Origin of the sequence: Escherichia sp. MOD1-EC7003 (assembly GCF_002965065.1) — a bacterium.
GTDB lineage: Bacteria > Pseudomonadota > Gammaproteobacteria > Enterobacterales > Enterobacteriaceae > Escherichia.
The window spans coordinates 72,971-94,249 of the sequence record NZ_PTRE01000033.1 but is presented as its reverse complement, the minus strand read 5'-3'; the positions used below and the strand labels follow the sequence as shown (position 1 = coordinate 94,249).

18 protein-coding genes and 1 pseudogene are annotated in these 21,279 nt (G+C 52.2%); 11 read left to right on the top strand and 8 right to left on the bottom strand.

The features are described 5' to 3' along the window. Positions 1–292 precede the first annotated feature (292 nt). The 3 genes from clpA to A7090_RS26470 form a co-directional block, all read right to left on the bottom strand. Positions 293–2,569: an ATP-dependent Clp protease ATP-binding subunit ClpA gene (gene clpA / locus A7090_RS06545; RefSeq protein ID WP_000934041.1), complete on the bottom strand. Its 2,277-nt coding sequence runs from the start codon at positions 2,567–2,569 to the stop codon at positions 293–295. Positions 2,570–2,599: 30 nt separating this feature from the next. Next, entirely contained in the window at positions 2,600–2,920 is a 321-nt protein-coding gene (gene clpS / locus A7090_RS06540) for an ATP-dependent Clp protease adapter ClpS (protein ID WP_105273405.1), read from the bottom strand. A gap of 98 nt (positions 2,921–3,018) precedes the next feature. Further along, complete coding sequence (locus A7090_RS26470) at positions 3,019–3,063, bottom strand: hypothetical protein (protein ID WP_240245894.1); 45 nt, start codon at positions 3,061–3,063, stop codon at positions 3,019–3,021. Positions 3,064–3,241: 178 nt separating this feature from the next. Between A7090_RS26470 and cspD the strand changes: the two genes are divergently transcribed. Then, positions 3,242–3,466: a cold shock-like protein CspD gene (gene cspD / locus A7090_RS06535; RefSeq protein WP_000410785.1), complete on the top strand. Its 225-nt coding sequence runs from the start codon at positions 3,242–3,244 to the stop codon at positions 3,464–3,466. Between the two features lie 72 nt (positions 3,467–3,538). Here the strand turns inward: cspD and macB are convergent, their stop codons facing one another. Further along, on the bottom strand, positions 3,539–5,485 hold the full coding sequence (macB, locus tag A7090_RS06530) for a macrolide ABC transporter ATP-binding protein/permease MacB (protein ID WP_105273404.1): 1,947 nt from the start codon (positions 5,483–5,485) through the stop codon (positions 3,539–3,541). Then, on the bottom strand, positions 5,482–6,597 hold the full coding sequence (gene macA, locus A7090_RS06525) for a macrolide transporter subunit MacA (RefSeq protein ID WP_105273403.1): 1,116 nt from the start codon (positions 6,595–6,597) through the stop codon (positions 5,482–5,484). The genes macB and macA overlap by 4 nt, the downstream gene beginning before the upstream one ends. A 150-nt stretch (positions 6,598–6,747) precedes the next feature. Here macA and A7090_RS06520 point away from each other — a divergent pair, with 150 nt between their 5' ends. Further along, on the top strand, positions 6,748–7,704 hold the full coding sequence (locus A7090_RS06520) for a VirK/YbjX family protein (RefSeq protein WP_157941444.1): 957 nt from the start codon (positions 6,748–6,750) through the stop codon (positions 7,702–7,704). On the opposite strand, the gene A7090_RS06515 is transcribed toward A7090_RS06520, so the two are convergent. Next, positions 7,701–9,359, bottom strand: a complete 1,659-nt coding sequence (locus A7090_RS06515; protein ID WP_105273401.1) for an ATP-dependent endonuclease — start codon at positions 9,357–9,359, stop codon at positions 7,701–7,703. The genes A7090_RS06520 and A7090_RS06515 overlap by 4 nt on opposite strands. 471 nt (positions 9,360–9,830) lie before the next feature. Here A7090_RS06515 and A7090_RS06510 point away from each other — a divergent pair. From A7090_RS06510 to A7090_RS06475, 8 genes and pseudogenes are all read left to right on the top strand, one after another. Continuing rightward, positions 9,831–10,000 (top strand): annotated as a pseudogene (locus A7090_RS06510) (aquaporin); the annotation flags it as partial. A gap of 278 nt (positions 10,001–10,278) precedes the next feature. Continuing rightward, the gene (lysO, locus tag A7090_RS06505) at positions 10,279–11,178 is read left to right on the top strand and encodes an L-lysine exporter LysO (RefSeq protein WP_105273400.1); all 900 of its coding nucleotides are present in this window, start codon (positions 10,279–10,281) and stop codon (positions 11,176–11,178) included. A 143-nt stretch (positions 11,179–11,321) separates the two neighbouring features. Then, positions 11,322–12,974: a hydroxylamine reductase gene (hcp, locus tag A7090_RS06500; protein ID WP_105273399.1), complete on the top strand. Its 1,653-nt coding sequence runs from the start codon at positions 11,322–11,324 to the stop codon at positions 12,972–12,974. 11 nt (positions 12,975–12,985) lie between these two features. After that, the gene (gene hcr, locus A7090_RS06495) at positions 12,986–13,954 is read left to right on the top strand and encodes an NADH oxidoreductase (protein WP_105273398.1); all 969 of its coding nucleotides are present in this window, start codon (positions 12,986–12,988) and stop codon (positions 13,952–13,954) included. 132 nt (positions 13,955–14,086) lie between these two features. Continuing rightward, the gene (poxB, locus tag A7090_RS06490) at positions 14,087–15,805 is read left to right on the top strand and encodes a ubiquinone-dependent pyruvate dehydrogenase (RefSeq protein ID WP_105273397.1); all 1,719 of its coding nucleotides are present in this window, start codon (positions 14,087–14,089) and stop codon (positions 15,803–15,805) included. A 37-nt stretch (positions 15,806–15,842) separates the two neighbouring features. Further along, positions 15,843–16,844, top strand: a complete 1,002-nt coding sequence (ltaE, locus tag A7090_RS06485) for a low-specificity L-threonine aldolase (protein ID WP_105273396.1) — start codon at positions 15,843–15,845, stop codon at positions 16,842–16,844. A gap of 10 nt (positions 16,845–16,854) precedes the next feature. Next, positions 16,855–18,285, top strand: coding sequence for an SDR family oxidoreductase (locus A7090_RS06480; protein ID WP_105273395.1), 1,431 nt, complete (start codon positions 16,855–16,857; stop codon positions 18,283–18,285). A gap of 98 nt (positions 18,286–18,383) precedes the next feature. Next, positions 18,384–19,397, top strand: a complete 1,014-nt coding sequence (locus A7090_RS06475) for an NAD-dependent epimerase/dehydratase family protein (protein ID WP_105273409.1) — start codon at positions 18,384–18,386, stop codon at positions 19,395–19,397. On the opposite strand, the gene amiD is transcribed toward A7090_RS06475, so the two are convergent. Together amiD and A7090_RS06465 are read right to left on the bottom strand one after the other, a co-directional pair. Next, the gene (gene amiD / locus A7090_RS06470) at positions 19,394–20,224 is read right to left on the bottom strand and encodes an N-acetylmuramoyl-L-alanine amidase AmiD (protein ID WP_105273394.1); all 831 of its coding nucleotides are present in this window, start codon (positions 20,222–20,224) and stop codon (positions 19,394–19,396) included. The genes A7090_RS06475 and amiD overlap by 4 nt on opposite strands. After that, a complete protein-coding gene (locus tag A7090_RS06465) occupies positions 20,221–20,544 on the bottom strand; it encodes a heavy metal-binding domain-containing protein (RefSeq protein ID WP_001160737.1) in 324 nt (107 codons plus the stop codon). Before A7090_RS06465 ends, amiD begins: the two co-directional genes overlap by 4 nt. Before the next feature lie 125 nt (positions 20,545–20,669). On the opposite strand from A7090_RS06465, the gene A7090_RS06460 reads away from it, so the two are divergent. After that, entirely contained in the window at positions 20,670–21,185 is a 516-nt protein-coding gene (locus A7090_RS06460) for a lipoprotein (RefSeq protein WP_105273393.1), read from the top strand. The last annotated feature ends 94 nt before the right edge of the window (positions 21,186–21,279 follow it).

Below are 21,279 nucleotides of genomic sequence, written 5' to 3'. Positions count from 1 at the left end.
GCCCGCAGGGCGAGCGAAGCGAGTCAATCCCCCCCTCACCGCCATATTTAAAGAAGAGCTCGTACGCAAGTACGGGCTTTTTTTTCGCATTTTGCACATACCGGGGGGGATGAGAAGCCCCGACCGGGGTTCGACAACTTTATCCCTTCCCCTCAGCACCATTAATTATCAACAACTTACTATCACCCACAAATATAGGATTTTCACCGCCCGGCCTACAAATAAAAAGTCCGTAACCTCTTTCGAGACTACGGACTTTATCAACCAACTAAACAGACTTTAAACCATCAGATTAATGCGCTGCTTCCGCCTTGTGCTTTTGTGCACTCTGGAATCCGTAAGTCAGCTCATTTTTCTCTTTATCCAGTGCGACGGTAACCTGACCGCCGTCCACCAGTGAGCCAAACAACAGTTCGTTGGCGAGCGGTTTTTTCAGGTTGTCCTGGATAACACGCGCCATCGGACGTGCGCCCATTGCCCGGTCGTAACCTTTCTCGGCCAGCCAGTTACGCGCTTCCTGGCTCACTTCCAGAGAAACACCTTTCTGATCCAGCTGAACCTGCAACTCGACGATGAATTTATCCACCACCTGATGGATCACGTCGGTTGACAGATGATCGAACCAGATAATATTGTCGAGGCGGTTACGGAACTCTGGCGTAAAGATCTTCTTGATCTCTTCCATCGCATCAGTGCTGTTATCCTGGTGGATAAGGCCAATCGATTTACGCTCGGTTTCCCGTACCCCGGCGTTGGTGGTCATCACCAGCACCACGTTACGGAAGTCAGCTTTGCGTCCGTTGTTGTCGGTCAGCGTGCCGTTATCCATTACCTGCAACAGAATATTGAACACGTCCGGATGCGCTTTCTCGATTTCGTCCAGCAGCAGCACCGCATGCGGATGCTTGATGACCGCGTCGGTCAGCAACCCCCCCTGATCAAAGCCAACGTATCCCGGAGGCGCACCAATCAGGCGGCTAACGGTATGACGTTCCATATACTCGGACATATCAAAGCGTAACAGTTCAATGCCCAGGGCTTTGGAAAGCTGTACCGTCACCTCGGTTTTCCCGACCCCGGTTGGGCCAGCAAACAAAAACGAACCGACCGGTTTATGTTCGTGACCTAAACCTGCACGCGCCATCTTGATGGCTTCCGTCAGCGCCTCAATGGCTTTATCCTGACCGAAAACCAGCATTTTCAGGCGATCGCCGAGGTTTTTCAGGGTATCGCGATCGCTCTGAGAAACACTCTTCTCAGGGATACGTGCAATACGCGCCACCACAGACTCAATATCCGCAACATTAACGGTTTTCTTGCGTTTGCTTACCGGCATCAGACGTGCGCGAGCGCCCGCTTCGTCGATAACGTCAATCGCTTTATCCGGCAGATGACGATCGTTAATATATTTCACCGCCAGCTCTACTGCCGCACGCACCGCTTTCGCGGTATAACGCACGTCGTGGTGCGCTTCATACTTCGGTTTCAGGCCATTAATGATTTGAACAGTTTCTTCGATCGACGGTTCGGTAATATCAATTTTCTGGAAGCGACGCGCCAGAGCACGGTCTTTCTCGAAAATATTGCTGAACTCCTGATAGGTTGTCGAACCAATCACGCGAATTTTACCGCTGGAGAGCAACGGTTTGATCAGGTTAGCCGCATCGACCTGGCCACCAGACGCAGCCCCCGCACCGATAATGGTGTGGATCTCATCAATAAACAGGATGCTGTTAGTGTCCTGCTCCAGCTGCTTGAGCAACGCTTTAAAACGTTTTTCAAAGTCGCCACGATATTTCGTGCCCGCTAACAGAGAACCGATATCCAGAGAGTAAATCGTACAGTCAGCCATCACTTCTGGCACATCGCCCTGAACAATTCGCCAGGCAAGACCTTCCGCAATCGCAGTTTTACCGACACCAGACTCCCCCACCAGCAGCGGGTTATTTTTACGGCGACGGCAGAGAACCTGAATAGCACGCTCCAGCTCCTTCTCACGACCAATCAGTGGGTCGATTCCCCCCACACGCGCAAGCTGATTCAGATTCGTCGTGAAATTCTCCATACGTTCCTCCCCACCAGCTTGTTCTTCGCTGTTTGGCTGGCTGCCAGGATCAGAAGACTGTGTCGGCTCGTCTTTACGCGTGCCATGAGAGATAAAGTTCACCACATCAAGACGGCTGACTTCATGTTTGCGCAGCAGATATGCCGCCTGCGACTCCTGCTCGCTAAAGATAGCGACCAGAACGTTTGCACCGGTAACCTCATTGCGACCAGAGGATTGAACATGGAAGACCGCACGTTGCAGTACACGCTGAAAACTTAACGTTGGCTGCGTATCGCGCTCCTCTTCACTGGCAGGCAGAACGGGTGTGGTTTGTTCAATAAAGGCTTCCAGTTCCTGACGGAGCGCAACCAAATCCACAGAACACGCTTCCAGCGCCTCCCGGGCAGATGGGTTACTGAGCAGCGCCAGTAACAAGTGCTCGACGGTCATAAACTCATGACGGTGCTCGCGCGCTCTGGCGAAAGCCATATTTAAACTGAGTTCCAGTTCTTGATTGAGCATAGGCACCTCCCCCAATTTTTATGCCTGCATTCAGGCTTTTTCTAGCAAACACAGCAATGGATGCTCATTCTCCCTCGCGTACTTGTTCACCATCGCCACTTTGGTTTCTGCAACCTCGGCGGTAAAGACTCCGCAAATGGCCTTCCCCTGGTAGTGAACAGCGAGCATCAATTGCGTTGCACGTTCTACATCATAAGAAAAGAATTTTTGTAACACGTCAATAACAAACTCCATCGGAGTATAATCATCATTGACTAATATCACTTTATACATAGATGGCGGTTTTAGCGCGTCGCGAACTTTTTCTTCCGCCAGTTGATCAAAGTCCAGCCAGTCGTTCGTTTTACCCATTGTCAGTTATCATCTTCGGTTACGGTTATCGGCAGAACGCCCTGCCGCTGACAAGAGCTTATTTGCCTGATCAATCTACTCCACATGATAGATAACTATCATCTATCATTGGCATCAGCGACATCTGTCACATTCCTGTCAATAGCGTTAACTGCTTCAAATTTTGATTCATACCTGCCCCCTGGCCGCTGTCAAATGCTTGACGGCTCGCCCTAATTCTCTAAATTGTATTTTTAGAGTTGGCGAGGTTTTGAACAGCCCCCTCTCTGACCCCGGTTTATTCCATCTTACTTGTATAAGATTTGCGAAGGATGTCGAAGCATGGAAAAGGGTACTGTTAAGTGGTTCAACAATGCCAAAGGGTTTGGTTTCATCTGCCCTGAAGGCGGCGGCGAAGATATTTTCGCTCATTATTCCACCATTCAGATGGATGGTTACAGAACGCTAAAAGCTGGACAATCCGTTCAGTTTGATGTCCACCAGGGGCCAAAAGGCAATCACGCCAGTGTTATTGTGCCCGTCGAAGTAGAAGCGGCAGTCGCATAGCTCTTCTGTCTCATTGTGTACATCCTAAAGGCAAAATGCCAGCCCGATCGGCTGGCATTTTTATCTCAAAAATTACTCTCGTGCCAGAGCATCCACTGGATCCAGTCGTGCCGCATTTCGTGCGGGTAACCAACCAAATAAAATCCCGGTGACAGTCGAGCAGAAAAACGCCAGCAGCAGCGCCAACGGTGAAAAACCAATCTCCCAGCCGGGTAAGAAAATCTGCAAGGTGAAAGCAATTAACAGTGACAGTGTTATCCCCAACGCGCCACCGACCAGACAAACCAGCACGGCTTCGATCAGAAACTGTTGCAAAACATCGCTGGCACGCGCACCTACAGCCATGCGAATGCCAATTTCCCGCGTCCGCTCGGTCACTGACACCAGCATAATATTCATTACACCAATACCGCCCACCACCAGCGAAATCACCGCCACCAGCGTCAGAAACAGTTGTAAAGTACGTGTGGTCTTTTCAACGGTTTTCAAGACGCCGTCCATGTTCCAGGTAAAGAAATCCTTCTTACCGTGGCGCAGTGAAAGTAAACGCGTGAGTTGCCGTTCCACCTCGGCGCTGTCAAATCCTTCTTTCACCCTGACAGTAATAGAGTTCAGCCACGACTGGCCCATAACTCGCCCGGACATCGTGCTGTAAGGTAGCCAGACACGCAGCACTTTACTACTACCAAACATCGACTGTTTTTCTTCTGCCACACCAATGACTCTGGCGGGCATATTTCCGACCAGAATCACCTCGCCAACCACATCTGCTTTATGGGGGAAAAGCTGACGGCGAGTATTACTGTCGAGAACCACGACCTGCGCACGGCCTTTCAACTGCTCCTGATTAAAGGTGTTCCCTTCGCTGAAGGTCATGCCATAGACATTAAAATAATCGCCGCTCACGCCATTAGCACTGGCAGCGACATCAACATTGTTATAACGCAGGCGCAGGTTTTGCGAGACGGCAGGTGTGGCTGAGGCGACCCACGGTTGTTTTTGGATAGCGATTAAGTCGTCGAACTTCAGCGCCTGCTGATATTGCGGATCGTCATCGCCAAAATCTTTCCCGGGATAGACATCAATAGTATTCGTGCCAATAGAACGAATATCTGCCAGCACCATTTGTTTGGCGGCGTCACCCACCACGACAATTGAAACCACCGACGCAATACCGATAATAATCCCTAGCATGGTCAGTAAAGTACGCATTTTATTCGCTGCCAGCGCCCGCCACGCCATCGTCAACGCCTCGTTAAAACCGCTGACAAACTGCCGCCACCCAGATGCCGTTTTGACGACAGGTTCCGTCCCGCCAGAGACATTCACTTTTTCAATGGCGGGAGGATTGCGCACAATTTCGCCGTCGCGAATTTCGATCACCCGCTCGGCCTGAGCAGCGACCTGTGGATCGTGGGTGACGATAATCACCGTATGCCCGCGATCGCGCAGCTGATGCAGGATCGCCATCACCTCTTCGCCAGAATGGCTGTCCAGTGCGCCGGTCGGTTCATCGGCAAGTATAACCTGACCGCCATTCATCAATGCCCGCGCGATGCTGACGCGCTGTTGCTGCCCCCCCGAAAGCTGTGCCGGATAATACTCTGTACGGTCTTCCAGCCCCAGTCGTTGCAATAACGCCTGGGCACGAAGCAGTCGCTGTTTCCGCTCAAGACCAGCATAGACGGCGGGTACTTCAACGTTCTGCTCGGCGGTTAAATGCGAAAGCAAATGGTAACGCTGGAAAATAAAGCCGAAATGCTCACGGCGCAGTTGCGCCAGCGCATCGGCGTCCAGCGTGGCAACATCCTGACCGGTAACGCGATAGGTGCCGCTGGTGGCTTTATCCAGGCAACCGAGAATATTCATCAGGGTCGATTTACCTGACCCCGAAGCGCCAACAATCGCCACCATCTCGCCGGCATAAATATCGAGGGTGATGCCCTTCAGCACCTCAACCTGCTCATCCCCAGCGGGATAGCTGCGGCGAATATCCTTTAATTCGAGCAAGGGCGTCATTGCGCAGCTCCTGGTTTGGCCTCACCAATCACCACTTCATCGCCAGCTTCCAGCCCTTTGACAATCTCAACATCGGTATCGTTACGTGCACCAATCGTCACTTCACGCTCGCGTGTTTCACCATTACGCAACAATTTGACTTTATAACGATTATCGCCAACCGGATCGCCTAACGCCGACAGAGGGATCGTCAGCACATTTTTCACATCGGTGAGCTGAATATGCACTTGCGCGGTCATATCCAGCCGCAGCAAACCATTGGGGTTGGGGACTTCAAAACGGGCGTAATAGAAAATAGCGTCATTAACCTTTTCCGGCGTCGGTAGCACATCCTTGATCTGCCCCTCGTAGCGCGTCAGTGGATCGCCAAGCACCGTAAACCAGGCTTTTTGCCCCGGCTTCAGATGGATTACATCCGCTTCAGAAACCTGCGCTTTTACCAGCATGGTACTCATATCTGCCAGCGTCAGAATGTTCGGCGCTTGTTGTGCGGCAATTACCGTCTGGCCTTGCAAAGTGGTGATTTGCGTGACTTCCCCGGCCATCGGTGCAACGATGCGGGTGTAATCGAGATTGGTTTTAGCCGTATCGAGAGAGGCCTGATTGCGCTTGATTTGCGCGTCAATGGTGCCAATTTGCGCCTGTTTCACAGCCATCTCCGTCGCGGATGTGTCGAGATCCTGTTGTGAAACCGCTTGCGTTTGTGCCAGACGTTGCTGACGTGAATACGTCACCCGTGCCAGTTTCAGCTCCGCTTCTGCCTGCCGCCGCTGTGCGCGTAGCTCCATCAGCGTTGCTTCCACTTCCTTGATCTGGTTTTCAGCCTGTTCAGGATCAATAACCCCTAAAAGCTGGTCTTTTTTTACTTTATCGCCAATCGCCACTGACAGCGTTTTCAACTGACCGCTGACCTGCGCACCCACGTCAACCTTACGCAACGCGTCCAGATTTCCGGTCGCCAGCACGCTTTGCTGTAAATCACCAGGGCGCACAATCAGCGTCTGATAAATCGGCACGGGTGCGTTAAGAATTTTCCATAACGCAATCAGCCCGGTGATGACTATCACCAGCGCAATAACGTAACGCTTCTTCACGGTTTTCCGCTTTTTCATAAATATTCTGAATACTCCATATGCCAATCCGGGTCATTAACTTCAACGAAATATCAACAGAACCCTAAAATTTACTTTAATAATCACACTATTGATGTTTGGTTAAGATACGCAATGGTGAAATCGACGTCACGTATAATCATTGATTTCATGAATATGTCTCAGCTAACTGAACGGACCTTTACGCCATCTGAATCTCTCAGCAGCCTGTCACTTTTTCTAAGTCTGGCACGTGGACAGTGTCGGCCAGGTAAATTCTGGCATCGCCGTAGTTTTCGCCAGAAATTTTTGCTGCGCTCGCTGATTATGCCGCGTTTAAGCGTTGAGTGGATGAACGAACTTTCCCACTGGCCTAATCTCAATGTGTTGTTAACGCGCCAGCCGCGACTGCCTGTGCGTCTGCATCGCCCTTACCTTGCAGCGAATCTTAGCCGCAAGCAATTGCTGGAGGCGTTACGTTACCATTATGCGTTACTACGCGCGTGTATGTCGGTGGAAGAATTCAGCTTATATTTGCATACCCCCGGACTGCAACTGGCGAAGCTGGAAGGCAAAAACGGCGAGCAGTTCACGCTTGAGCTGACCATGATGATTTCAATGGATAAAGAAGGTGACAGCACAATCCTGTTCCGCAACAGCGAAGGTATTCCTCTGGCAGAGATCACGTTTACCCTGTGTGAATATCAGGGGAAAAGAACGATGTTTATTGGTGGACTGCAAGGCGCAAAATGGGAAATTCCACATCAGGAAATCCAGAATGCGACGAAAGCCTGCCATGGGCTGTTTCCCAAACGCCTCGTGATGGAAGCGGCCTGTCTGCTTGCCCAACGTTTACAGGTAGAGCAGATCGTTGCCGTTAGCAATGAAACACATATTTACCGCAGCCTGCGTTATCGCGATAAAGAAGGCAAGATCCATGCAGATTACAACGCTTTCTGGGAATCGGTTGGCGGCGTATGTGATACTGAACGCCATTACCGCCTTCCGGCACAGATAACACGAAAAGAGATTGCCGAAATCGCCAGTAAAAAACGGGCTGAATACCGTCGGCGCTATGAGATGCTCGACGCTATTCAGCCACAAATGGCCACAATGTTTTGCGGTTAATCGGCCCGACCGCGTGCCAGCCACAGCACGCGTGAGAACATTTTTTTCAGCAGCGTCGGTACGGAGTCCACACCACGACGTCCGGCCTCCATTGCCACTTCAATGGCAAGATCGGGTTTGGAAGAGCGATGGATCGCTTTCGAGATAATTTTGCGCAGATTCATCGGCACATTTTCCGGGATTTGCGCCACGCGGTGGAACACATCGGAAAATCCCTGGCGATACATAAAATGTTCCATATCCAGCGCCGGTAACGCCGTCAAATGTTCTCGTTCGGCTTCCCGATCGTTATTCAACAGACTGCGTACCGTAGCGGCATATTTCTTTCCGGCTTCATCGCCATCGACCAGCACATGCCATTCAATCCCCATCCGCCGGGCAAATTTAACCAGCGGTCTTAGCCCGGACTGGGCAAATTCAATGACCTTGATCCCTTCGGCATCAAAATGATGTCCGCACTGACGCGCCAGTTCATTGATAAGCCAGGTTTCCGTTTCGCCTTCCACCAGCAGCCAGCAGCGAGCAAACAGCGATGACGGACGGTTAAAACGAATGTGAAAAGAGATGCGTCGGCTGTCTTCGGTACTCAAACCACTCGGCCCCAGACGCCAGGCTGCGACGCGAGAGGAGTCACGTACCAGGCGGCAAACATGTTCTACCGGCGTTAACGAAAGCAACTCACCCGAGTTGGTGGTGGCGATGCGCTGCAATGGCAGAAGATTCAGCAGATGCCAGGCAACTGAAAGCATAATGGGGTGTAAACGGGTTTCTGGATCTTCGATAAGCAATAATGGACGGGCGTCTTTATCCAGCCGCAATGTACCTTTTGCCTGCAATAAAGTAGCAAACAGGCCGAGCAAAATAACCCGATACGAACGCCCTCCAGGTCGGTCAATCATCCGGTTGATGATATCCAGATAACGCCAGCTTCGTTGCTCATTGCTGGCCCGCCGCCGCATTAAACGATATCGCGCTTGTCCGGCCCCCTGCTCAGAGAAATAATGTTCAAGCAACTGCACCATTGCGGAAAGTCCCTGACGAATCTGTCCATCAGAGAGATTTTGCGGGTGTGAGGATAACTCACGGGCGAGGAAATCGAGCTGGCGCGCGGTGACTTCCACATGAGGGACATTTGGCACCGTGCCGCTACGAATACGGCGCATAAAACGGGCATCACGCAAGCGCAGCACCGGCATTAAACGCACCAGATGACGTGCCTGATCGTTAATATCCTCGACATCAATCGGATGCCCGTCTTTATCGAGAAAACTGCGGAGTGTCATCACGCTGCCGTCTTCCGCATTCTCCCCTTCGAGGCGATAAAAAATTCGGTGATAACCATCGGTGCATGGCGTCCAGCACGCTTCCAGCGGTCGATAGCGACGTACCCGATGTCGGCCTGGCAGCGATTCGCGGAAGGTCAAAATAATATGCAGATGATGTTCCCGCCCGTTGATATCTCCCGGCGGGAACCAGAAATCATCGCACTCAAAATGATAGAGATCTGATTCTGGCGATAGCAGCAGGGTTAAGGCGTCCAGCAAGCTGGATTTACCCCACGCGTTCTCCCCAATCAGGACGTTGTTTTGTTCCAGCATCAACGACAAACGGTTGATACCGCGAAAACCCACAATTTCAACGCGCTCAAGAATCATATCCCCTCCAGAAATATGTGACTTATCCTTTACACTTGCAGTATAATGGGAAAGGCCTTGCTAATACGTGATGACATCACATTTCGGCATGGTAAATGTCTGAAAAATGAGCGAATAATCGCGTTACACTCCCTCTTGCTGAGAACCCTGCAAAAACAAATAATTAGCATGATAAATTATTTATTATTACGCCTGAAGGATTAAATCACTCGCTTACACTACACAGTCAATCAGACAAATGATTCTTTGGGGCAACCCGCTGTTGCCCTAAATCAAATTTACTGAATTTATTTATCTAGTGAATAATTCACCTTCGTTTTTAAAATAGCCGCGCATTATTTCCGTCGTCACTTTTTTACGCCCCCGATAAAAAAACCATATTTTTCACAGAGTCAATTTTTGATTGAGGTGGATATGTTCAGAAAATTAGCAGCTGAATGTTTTGGTACTTTCTGGCTTGTTTTTGGTGGCGGTGGTAATGCCGTACTTTCGGCACTGGTGGTTGAACTGGTATTGAGTGCGGGTTTCCTGCTGGTGATCCACGGCGCAACCGACCAACACGCTCCTGCTGGTTTTGCACCGATCGCCATTGGTCTGGCCTTAACCCTGATTCACTTAATCAGTTTCCGGTGACTAACACTGATGGCGCGTCTTACAGGAACGTTACCTCGCGCCCGACCCGGTAGCCGAAGGGGATAAGCTGAAGGCACCGCGCAGCGGCGACTGGCCTCCCCTGCATCAGTGGCTTTATATGGCATTGCACATGAAAGGAGCGCAACGATGCTAAACACTCATAGAGAATTAAAAATCCCCCACTGATGCATAACAATTTCCTTTTAATTGCGCCTTTACTCGTCCTTCCGCTTTCAGTAGTGTATCATCGCGCATTTCGAATCTTCTTTGCAAGGACTGGGTTTTCATGTTTTCTGGGTTGTTAATCATTCTGGTTCCCCTGATTGTGGGTTACCTCATTCCGCTTCGCCAAAAAGCCGCATTAAAAGTTATTAATCAGCTATTAAGCTGGATGGTTTACCTCATTCTCTTTTTTATGGGTATCAGTCTGGCGTTTCTCGATAACCTCGCCAGCAACCTGTTGGCGATTCTGCATTATTCTGCTGTCAGTATTACCGTTATTTTACTGTGTAATATTGCCGCCCTGATGTGGCTGGAGCGAGGCCTGCCGTGGCGCAACCACCATCAGCAAGAAAAACTCCCGTCGCGTATTGCGATGGCAATGGAGTCCCTCAAGCTCTGCGGTGTGGTGGTGATTGGTTTTGCCATTGGCCTGAGTGGCCTGGCTTTCCTACAGCACGCGACCGAAGCAAGCGAATACACCTTAATTCTGCTCCTTTTCCTCGTTGGTATTCAGTTGCGTAATAATGGCATGACCTTAAAGCAGATTGTCCTTAATCGCCGGGGAATGATTGTCGCCGTAGTGGTGGTTGCCAGTTCTTTAATTGGTGGTTTAATTAACGCCTTTATTCTTGATCTTCCCATCAATACCACGCTGGCAATGGCCTCCGGTTTCGGCTGGTATTCTCTTTCCGGTATTTTATTAACCGAATCTTTTGGTCCGGTAATCGGGAGCGCAGCGTTTTTTAATGATCTGGCCCGTGAGCTAATTGCTATTATGTTGATCCCTGGCCTGATTCGCCGCAGCCGCTCTACTGCACTGGGCTTATGCGGTGCCACATCGATGGATTTCACCCTCCCCGTTCTTCAGCGTACAGGGGGGCTGGATATGGTCCCGGCGGCGATTGTTCACGGTTTTATTCTTAGCCTGTTAGTGCCGATCCTCATCGCCTTTTTCTCTGCGTAATACCTCTCTGGCGGTAGATCCCTGCCGCCAAAATTGCGCTAAATCAATCTCCCTTAAAGTTGCATGAAAAATCCCTTTTATCCCCGCCTTAAGCGTCTTAACCTTAAACATGCATATTAAATATAACTTTAAAGGGTGTGATCATGTTTTGTGTGCAATGTGAACAAACTATCCGTACTCCGGCAGGAAACGGCTGCTCATACGCGCAGGGGATGTGTGGTAAAACGGCAGAAACCTCTGACCTTCAGGATTTACTCATCGCGGCACTGCAAGGGCTTTCGGCCTGGGCGGCAAAAGCGCGTGAATACGGCATCATCAACCACGATGTAGACAGCTTTGCGCCACGCGCATTTTTCTCAACCCTGACCAACGTTAACTTCGATTCTCCGCGTATTGTCGGCTACGCTCGTGAAGCAATTGCCCTGCGCGAGGCGCTGAAAGCACAATGCCTGGCTGTAGATGCCAACGCCCGCGTCGATAACCCGATGGCTGACCTGCAACTGGTGAGCGACGATCCCGGCGAACTGCAACGTCAGGCAGCAGAATTTACCCCTAACAAAGATAAAGCCGCGATTGGTGAAAATATTCTCGGCCTGCGTCTGCTGTGCCTGTATGGCCTTAAAGGTGCGGCGGCCTATATGGAACACGCGCATGTTCTCGGTCAATACGACAACGATATTTACGCGCAGTACCATAAAATCATGGCGTGGCTGGGGACCTGGCCTGCCGATATGAACGCACTTCTCGAGTGTTCTATGGAAATCGGCCAGATGAACTTCAAAGTGATGAGCATTCTGGACGCAGGCGAAACCGGTAAATACGGTCACCCAACGCCAACTCTGGTCAACGTCAAAGCGACGGCGGGTAAATGCATCCTGATTTCCGGTCACGATCTCAAAGATCTCTACAACCTGCTGGAACAGACCGAAGGCACGGGTGTTAATGTCTACACCCACGGCGAAATGCTGCCGGCGCATGGCTACCCGGAGCTGCGTAAATTTAAACATCTGGTCGGTAACTACGGCAGCGGCTGGCAGAATCAGCAAGTGGAGTTCGCTCGCTTCCCTGGCCCCATCGTGATGACCTCGAACTGCATCATCGATCCAACCGTAGGTGCTTATGACGATCGTATCTGGACCCGCAGCATCGTTGGCTGGCCAGGCGTGCGTCATCTGGATGGTGATGATTTCTCAGAGGTTATTGCCCAGGCGCAACAAATGGCGGGCTTCCCGTACAGCGAAATTCCGCACCTGATCACCGTGGGCTTTGGCCGTCAGACGCTGCTCGGCGCAGCCGATACGCTGATTGATCTGGTGAGTCGTGAAAAACTGCGTCATATCTTCCTGCTTGGCGGCTGTGACGGCGCACGCGGCGAGCGCCACTACTTCACCGATTTCGCCACCAGCGTGCCGGATGACTGCCTGATCCTGACTCTCGCCTGCGGTAAATATCGCTTTAACAAACTTGAGTTTGGTGATATCGAAGGCTTGCCGCGTCTGGTGGATGCCGGTCAGTGTAACGATGCTTACTCAGCGATTATTCTGGCTGTCACTCTGGCAGAAAAACTGGGCTGCGGTGTCAACGATCTGCCGCTGTCGCTGGTGCTCTCCTGGTTTGAACAGAAAGCGATTGTCATTCTGCTGACGCTGCTTTCTCTGGGTGTGAAAAATATCGTCACCGGCCCGACTGCACCTGGTTTCCTGACACCAGACCTGCTGGCAGTGCTGAACGAGAAATTCGGCCTGCGTTCTATCACCACTGTTGAAGAAGACATGAAGCAACTGTTGAGCGCGTAAGGAGTTTGTCGATGACGATGCCAACGAATCAATGCCCGTGGCGGATGCAGGTTCATCACATTAAGCAAGAAACGCCGGATGTGTGGACGATTTCCCTGATTTGTCACGATTACTACCCATATCGCGCCGGACAATATGCGCTGGTCAGCGTGCGAAACTCAGCAGAAACACTGCGTGCTTACACCATTTCCTCTACGCCTGGCGTGAGTGAATATATCACTCTGACTGTGCGGCAGATTGATGACGGTGTCGGCTCCCAGTGGCTGACCCGCGATGTAAAACGCGGTGATTATCTCTGGCTTTCGGACGCGATGGGGGAATTTACCTGCGACGATAAAGCAGAAGATAAATTCCTGTTGCTGGCGGCAGGCTGTGGCGTCACGCCGATTATGTCGATGCGTCGCTGGCTGGCGAAAAATTGTCCGCAGGCCGATGTACGGGTGATCTACAACGTGCGTACGCCGCAGGACGTTATTTTCGCCGACGAATGGCGCAACTATCCGGTGACGCTGGTGGCTGAAAATAACGTTATCGAAGGCTTTATCGCTGGTCGTCTCACTCGCGAACTGCTGGCAGGTGTCCCTGACTTAGCCTCACGCACCGTGATGACCTGTGGCCCAGCTCCGTATATGGATTGGGTGGAACAGGAAGTGAAGGCGCTTGGCGTGACACACTTTTTTAAAGAGAAGTTCTTTACGCCAATGGCAGAAGCGGCGACCAGCGGTCTGAAATTCACCAAACTGCAACCGGCGCAAGAATTTTACGCCCCGGTTGGCACCACGCTACTGGAGGCGCTGGAAAGCAATAAAGTTCCGGTTGTCGCCGCCTGCCGTGCGGGTGTTTGCGGCTGCTGTAAGACAAAAGTGGTTTCCGGTGACTATACAGTGAGCAGCACAATGACGCTGACCGACGCCGAAATCGCCGAAGGTTACGTACTGGCTTGCTCCTGCCATCCGCAGGGGGATTTGGTTCTCGCGTAATCGCCTTATGCCCGATGATATTCCTTTCATCGGGCTATTTAACCATTAGTGCCTCCTTTTTCTCCCATCCCTTCCCCCTCTGTCAGATGAACTAAACTTGTTACCGTTATCACATTCAGGAGATGGAGAACCATGAAACAAACGGTTGCAGCTTATATCGCCAAAACACTCGAATCGGCAGGGGTGAAACGCATCTGGGGAGTCACGGGCGACTCTCTGAACGGTCTTAGCGATAGTCTTAATCGCATGGGCACCATCGAGTGGATGTCCACCCGCCATGAAGAAGTGGCGGCCTTTGCCGCTGGCGCTGAAGCCCAACTTAGCGGAGAACTGGCGGTTTGTGCCGGATCGTGCGGACCTGGCAACCTGCACTTAATCAACGGTTTGTTCGATTGCCATCGCAATCACGTCCCGGTACTGGCGATTGCTGCCCATATTCCTTCCAGTGAAATTGGCAGCGGCTATTTCCAGGAAACCCACCCGCAAGAGTTATTCCGCGAATGTAGCCACTATTGCGAGCTGGTTTCCAGCGCGGAGCAGATCCCACAAGTACTGGCAATTGCTATGCGCAAAGCGGTGCTTAACCGCGGCGTTTCCGTTGTCGTGTTACCAGGCGACGTGGCGTTAAAACCTGCACCGGAAGGGGCAACCACCCACTGGTATCATGCGCCACAGCCAGTCGTGACACCGGAAGAAGAAGAGTTACGTAAACTGGCACAACTGCTGCGTTACTCCAGCAATATCGCTCTGATGTGTGGCAGCGGCTGCGCGGGGGCGCATAAAGAGTTAGTTGAGTTTGCCGGGAAGATTAAAGCGCCTATTATTCATGCCCTGCGCGGTAAAGAACATGTTGAATACGATAATCCGTATGATGTTGGAATGACCGGGTTAATCGGCTTCTCATCAGGTTTCCATACCATGATGAACGCCGACACGTTAGTGCTGCTCGGCACCCAGTTTCCCTACCGTGCGTTCTACCCGACCGATGCAAAAATCATTCAGATTGATATCAACCCAGCCAGCATCGGCGCTCACAGCAAGGTGGATATGGCACTGGTCGGCGATATCAAATCGACTCTGCGAGCATTGATGCCTTTAGTAGAAGAAAAAGCCGATCGCAAGTTTCTGGATAAAGCGCTGGAAGATTACCGCGATGCCCGCAAAGGGCTGGACGATTTAGCTAAACCGAGCGAGAAAGCCATTCACCCGCAATATCTGGCGCAGCAAATTAGCCATTTTGCTGCCGATGACGCCATTTTCACCTGTGACGTCGGCACACCAACAGTATGGGCAGCGCGCTATCTGAAAATGAACGGCAAGCGTCGCCTGTTAGGTTCGTTTAACCACGGTTCGATGGCTAACGCCATGCCGCAGGCGTTGGGTGCGCAGGCAACCGAGCCGAAACGTCAGGTGGTCGCCATGTGCGGCGACGGTGGTTTCAGTATGTTGATGGGCGATTTCCTCTCGGTAGTGCAGATGAATCTGCCGGTGAAAATTATCGTCTTTAACAACAGCGTGCTGGGCTTTGTGGCGATGGAGATGAAAGCCGGAGGCTATCTGACGGACGGTACGGAGCTGCACGACACCAACTTTGCCCGTATCGCCGAAGCGTGCGGCATTACGGGGATCCGCGTAGAAAAAGCCGCTGAGGTTGATGAAGCCCTACAACGCGCCTTTTCTATCGATGGTCCGGTGCTGGTGGATGTGATGGTCGCCAAAGAAGAATTAGCCATTCCACCGCAGATCAAACTCGAACAGGCCAAAGGATTTAGCTTGTATATGCTGCGCGCAATCATCAGCGGGCGCGGCGATGAAGTGATCGAACTGGCGAAAACGAACTGGCTAAGGTAAAAAGGGTGGCATTTCCCGTCATAAATAAGGACATGCCATGATTGATTTACGCAGTGATACCGTAACCCGACCGAGCCGCGCCATGCTCGAAGCGATGATGGCCGCCCCGGTTGGGGACGACGTTTACGGAGACGACCCTACCGTTAATGCTCTGCAGGACTATGCAGCTGAGCTTTCCGGTAAAGAAGCCGCCATTTTTCTACCTACCGGCACCCAGGCTAACCTGGTCGCTCTGCTCAGTCACTGCGAACGCGGCGAAGAGTATATTGTCGGTCAGGCCGCGCATAACTATCTTTTTGAAGCTGGTGGCGCGGCGGTGCTGGGCAGTATTCAGCCGCAACCCATCGATGCTGACGCCAACGGCACGCTGCCGCTGGATAAAGTGGCGATGAAAATCAAACCCGACGATATCCACTTCGCCCGTACTAAATTGCTCAGTCTGGAAAACACCCACAACGGCAAAGTGCTACCGCGTGAATACCTGAAAGAAGCATGGGAATTCACTCGCGAGCGCAAACTGGCGCTGCATGTTGACGGGGCGCGCATCTTTAACGCCGTGGTGGCTTACGGCTGTGAGCTAAAAGAGATCACGCAATATTGTGATTCGTTCACAATTTGTCTGTCGAAAGGTCTTGGTACGCCGGTCGGTTCGTTACTGGTCGGCAATCGTGATTATATTAAACGCGCCATTCGCTGGCGGAAAATGACCGGTGGCGGGATGCGCCAGTCCGGGATTCTGGCTGCCGCCGGAATGTATGCGCTGAAAAACAACGTCACACGCTTGCAGGAAGACCACGATAACGCCGCCTGGATGGCAGAGCAGCTGCGTGATGCAGGCGCAGATGTTATGCGCCAGGACACCAATATGCTGTTTGTTCGCGTCGGGGAAGAAAACGCTGCCGCGTTAGGCGAATACATGAAAGCGAGAAACGTACTGATTAACGCCTCGACAATTGTTCGCCTGGTGACACACCTTGACGTCTCGCGTGAACAACTGGCAGAAGTCGCCGCCCACTGGCGCGCATTCCTGGCGCGTTAAGGAGAGAGACGTGCCGCAACGCATTTTAGTTTTCGGTGCCAGTGGCTACATTGGTCAGCATCTGGTGCAGGCACTCAGCCAGCAAGGGCATCAGATTCTGGCGGCGGCACGTCATGTCGACAGGCTTGCAAAGCTGCAACTGGCAAACGTCAGTTGCCATAAAGTCGATCTCAGTTGGCCGGATAACCTTCCCCCCCTGTTGCAGGATATCGATACCGTCTATTTTCTGGTGCACAGTATGGGCGAAGGCGGCGATTTTATCGCTCAGGAGCGCCAGGTTGCTCTCAACGTCCGCGATGCGCTACGCGAAGTCCCGGTTAAGCAATTAATCTTTCTTAGTTCGCTACAGGCCCCGCCACATGAGCAGTCGGATCATCTGCGTGCTCGTCAGGCTACGGCTGATATTCTTCGCGAAGCGGGTGTCCCGGTGACCGAATTGCGTGCCGGAATTACCGTTGGTGCCGGTTCAGCGGCGTTCGAAGTGATGCGAGATATCGTTTACAACCTGCCGGTGTTAACCCCGCCGCGCTGGGTTCGTTCACGCACCACGCCCATTGCGCTGGAAAACCTGCTGCACTACCTGGTGGCACTGTTAGACCATCCGACCAGCGAACATCGCATCTTCGAAGCCGCCGGACCAGAGGTGCTCAGTTATCAACAGCAGTTTGAACATTTCATGGCGGTGAGCGGTAAGCGCCGCTGGTTGATCCCCATCCCCTTTCCCACCCGCTGGATTTCGGTGTGGTTTCTTAATGTGATTACGTCCGTACCGCCCACCACTGCCAGAGCGCTGATTCAGGGGCTGAAACACGATCTGCTGGCAGATGACACCGCGCTACGTGCGCTCATCCCACAACCGCTGATCGCTTTCGATGACGCGGTACGTCGCACGTTGAAAGAAGAAGAAAAGCTGGTCAACTCCAGCGACTGGGGATACGACGAACAGGCCTTTGCCCGCTGGAGACCGGAGTACGGTTATTTCGCCAAACAGGCGGGGTTTACCGTTAAAACGTCAGCCAGCCTTGCGGCTTTATGGCAGGTAGTAAATCAAATCGGCGGTAAAGAGCGTTATTTCTTTGGCAATATTTTGTGGCAGATCCGGGCGCTGATGGACCGCGCGATCGGTCATAAGCTGGCGAAAGGCCGCCCGGAGCGTGAATATTTGCAGATCGGCGATGCGGTAGATAGCTGGAAAGTGATTGTCGTTGAACCGGAAAAACAACTTACGTTGTTATTTGGTATGAAAGCGCCGGGGCTGGGGCGACTGTGTTTTACCCTGGAAGATAAAGGCGACTATCGTACTATCGATGTTCGCGCATTCTGGCATCCGCACGGTATGCCGGGGCTGTTTTACTGGTTATTGATGATCCCCGCGCATCTGTTTATTTTTCGCGGAATGGCAAAACGAATCGCCAGACTGGCAGAACAAAGCACAAACTAATCGACTAAACCTGCGTTATTCTTTCATGTTTCCCATTGCATCAAGGGGGAAATCACGGAAGAATGCGCACGTCATTTTCTCAACAACAGTGGATTGATATGAAGGTACTGGTTACCGGCGCCACCAGCGGCTTAGGTCGAAACGCGGTAGAGTTTTTATGCCAGAAAGGCATCAGCGTGCGTGCGACCGGTCGCAACGAGGCAATGGGTAAATTGCTGGAAAAAATGGGCGCAGAGTTTGTTCCGGCAGACCTGACTGAGCTGGTTTCATCACAGGCAAAAGTGATGCTCGCAGGCATTGATACGCTGTGGCACTGCTCCAGCTTTACCTCGCCCTGGGGAACGCAACAGGCTTTCGATCTGGCTAATGTTCGCGCCACTCGCCGCCTGGGTGAATGGGCTGTCGCCTGGGGCGTGCGTAACTTTATTCATATCTCTTCCCCCTCCCTGTACTTCGATTATCACCATCATCGCGACATTAAAGAGGATTTTCGCCCTCACCGCTTCGCCAACGAGTTTGCCCGCAGCAAAGCGGCCAGCGAAGAGGTGATCAACATGCTTTCGCAGGCGAATCCACAAACGCGCTTTACTATTTTGCGCCCACAAAGTCTGTTCGGACCGCACGATAAAGTCTTTATCCCCCGTCTGGCGCATATGATGCACCACTACGGCAGTATTCTGTTACCGCACGGCGGCAGCGCGCTGGTCGATATGACCTACTATGAAAATGCCGTGCACGCCATGTGGCTGGCAAGCCAGGAGGCCTGCGATAAGCTACCTTCCGGGCGTGTGTACAACATCACCAACGGCGAGCATCGCACACTGCGCAGCATCGTGCAGAAGCTCATCGACAAGTTGAATATCGACTGTCGTATTCGTTCCATCCCCTACCCGATGCTGGATATGATCGCCCGCAGCATGGAGCGTTTAGGCCGCAAGTCAGCCAAAGAGCCGCCGCTGACCCACTACGGCGTCTCCAAGTTGAATTTTGACTTTACGCTGGATATTACGCGTGCGCAGGAAGAGTTAGGTTATCAGCCAGTCATCACCCTGGATGAAGGTATCGAGAAAACTGCCGCCTGGCTGCACGACCATGGAAAATTGCCGCGCTAATCCTGCCCGTATTTCTCCAGCAACGCTTCGGCTATCGCCTGAGTTTCTGCATCCGCTTCGCCGTTGTATAACGTCGGGCGGAAATGCATCTGAAACGCCATAATCACGCGCCGCTGCTCGCGCGGTGTCATATCAGAATTTACCTCATAACCGTAGCGCGCCAAGAGTTCCAGCAATGATGTGGTCTCTACCGATGTGTGCGGCGCGCGCCCGGCAAGGTAAAAGTTCACCCGCTGCGCATCCGGCCAGGCGCCAATCCCCTGCTGCGCAAGTTGCTGCCAGGGAAATAATGGCCCCGGATCGTCTTTGCGCTGCGGGGCGATATCCGCATGTGCTACTACGTTTTCCGGCTTGATGTGATAACGGGCAATAATATCTTTCGCCAGGGGAATGAGCGCCTGTATCTGTGCCGGTTCAAACGGGGCAAAATATTTCACTCCCGCCGATTTCTGCCAGCCACGATTTTCCAGCTCAATGCCAATAGAGGTGTCGTTAAGGCGCGTCGCCCCGCGCCAGGCGCTAATCCCCGCATGCCAGGCCAGTTCCTGTTCCGGCACCAGTTGCCAGATGCGCGGTTTACCGTTGTATCGCGGTGGTACAGCAGGCACCAGATAATGCGAACTGACCTGCTTATCGGTCAGTGTCGCCAGCGAACTATCAAAATCATCTGCGGTGTAGTGGATCACCAGCACTTTAATACGCGGATACGCCGCCTGCGCCTGACGTCGGGTATCAAGCTGATATCCCTCTTTCTCGACAATGCCTTTTTCACCTGCACACCCTGCCAGTAACAGAGCGGCAGCGACCAGCCAGAAGGCTCTTCTCATCGACGCGTTTTCACCGCCGTTCCACTGACGCTAACCATCAGCATACTGCCGTTTTGCCCGACCGTTTCGTAGTCGATATCAATACCAACTACGGCATCGGCCCCCAGCGCCCGCGCCTGGGAGCCTAGTTCCTCAAAGGCTATCTCCCGCGCTTTGCGTAGCTCTTTTTCGTAGGCACCGGAACGTCCACCAACGATATCGCGGATACCGGCAAAGAAATCACGGAAAATATTGGCACCTAAAATCGCTTCGCCGGTCACCACACCGCAATATTCAACGATAGTCTGGCCTTCCAGAGTTGGGGTTGTAGAAAATTGCATGCTCGGTCTCCTTGTTTGTTAAGCCTTCGATCTCTAAAGTATTATCTGACTGATACGCTATTATTGAAAGGATATCATTATTATCGTAGAACGCTTTCAGAGCGATCGCTTATAAGGAAATCATTATGCGCTACAGCAAATTGACTATGCTTATCCCCTGCGCACTGCTCCTCAGTGCCTGCACCACCGTCACGCCAGCTTATAAAGATAATGGCCCCCGCGCCGGTTCCTGTGTCCAGGGCGGCCCTGACAGCGTGGCTCAACAATTCTATGACTACCGCATTCAACATCACAGTAATGACATTACCGCTCTGCGCCCCTATTTGAGTGACAAACTGGCAACCCTACTTAGCGATGCCAGCCGCGATAATAGTCATCGTGAATGGTTAAGCAACGATCCGTTCTCCAGTCGCACAACCTTGCCAGAGAGCGCCCGTGTTGCCAGTGCTTCAACAATCCCGAATCGCGATGCGCGAAATATTCCGTTGCGCGTGGATCTCAAACAGGGTGACCAGAGCTGGCAGGATGAAGTGTTAATGATTCAGGAAGGCCAGTGTTGGGTGATCGACGATGTGCGCTACTTAGGCGGCAGCGTTCATGCAACGGTGGGTACGCTCCGTCAGTCCATCGAGAATCGCTAACGCCTTGATCGACAAATCCCCCCGTAAATTGTCCGGCATTTCGCGAGGAATGCCGACATTTATGCCCACCGCTCACCGCCCCCGTTATTTTGTG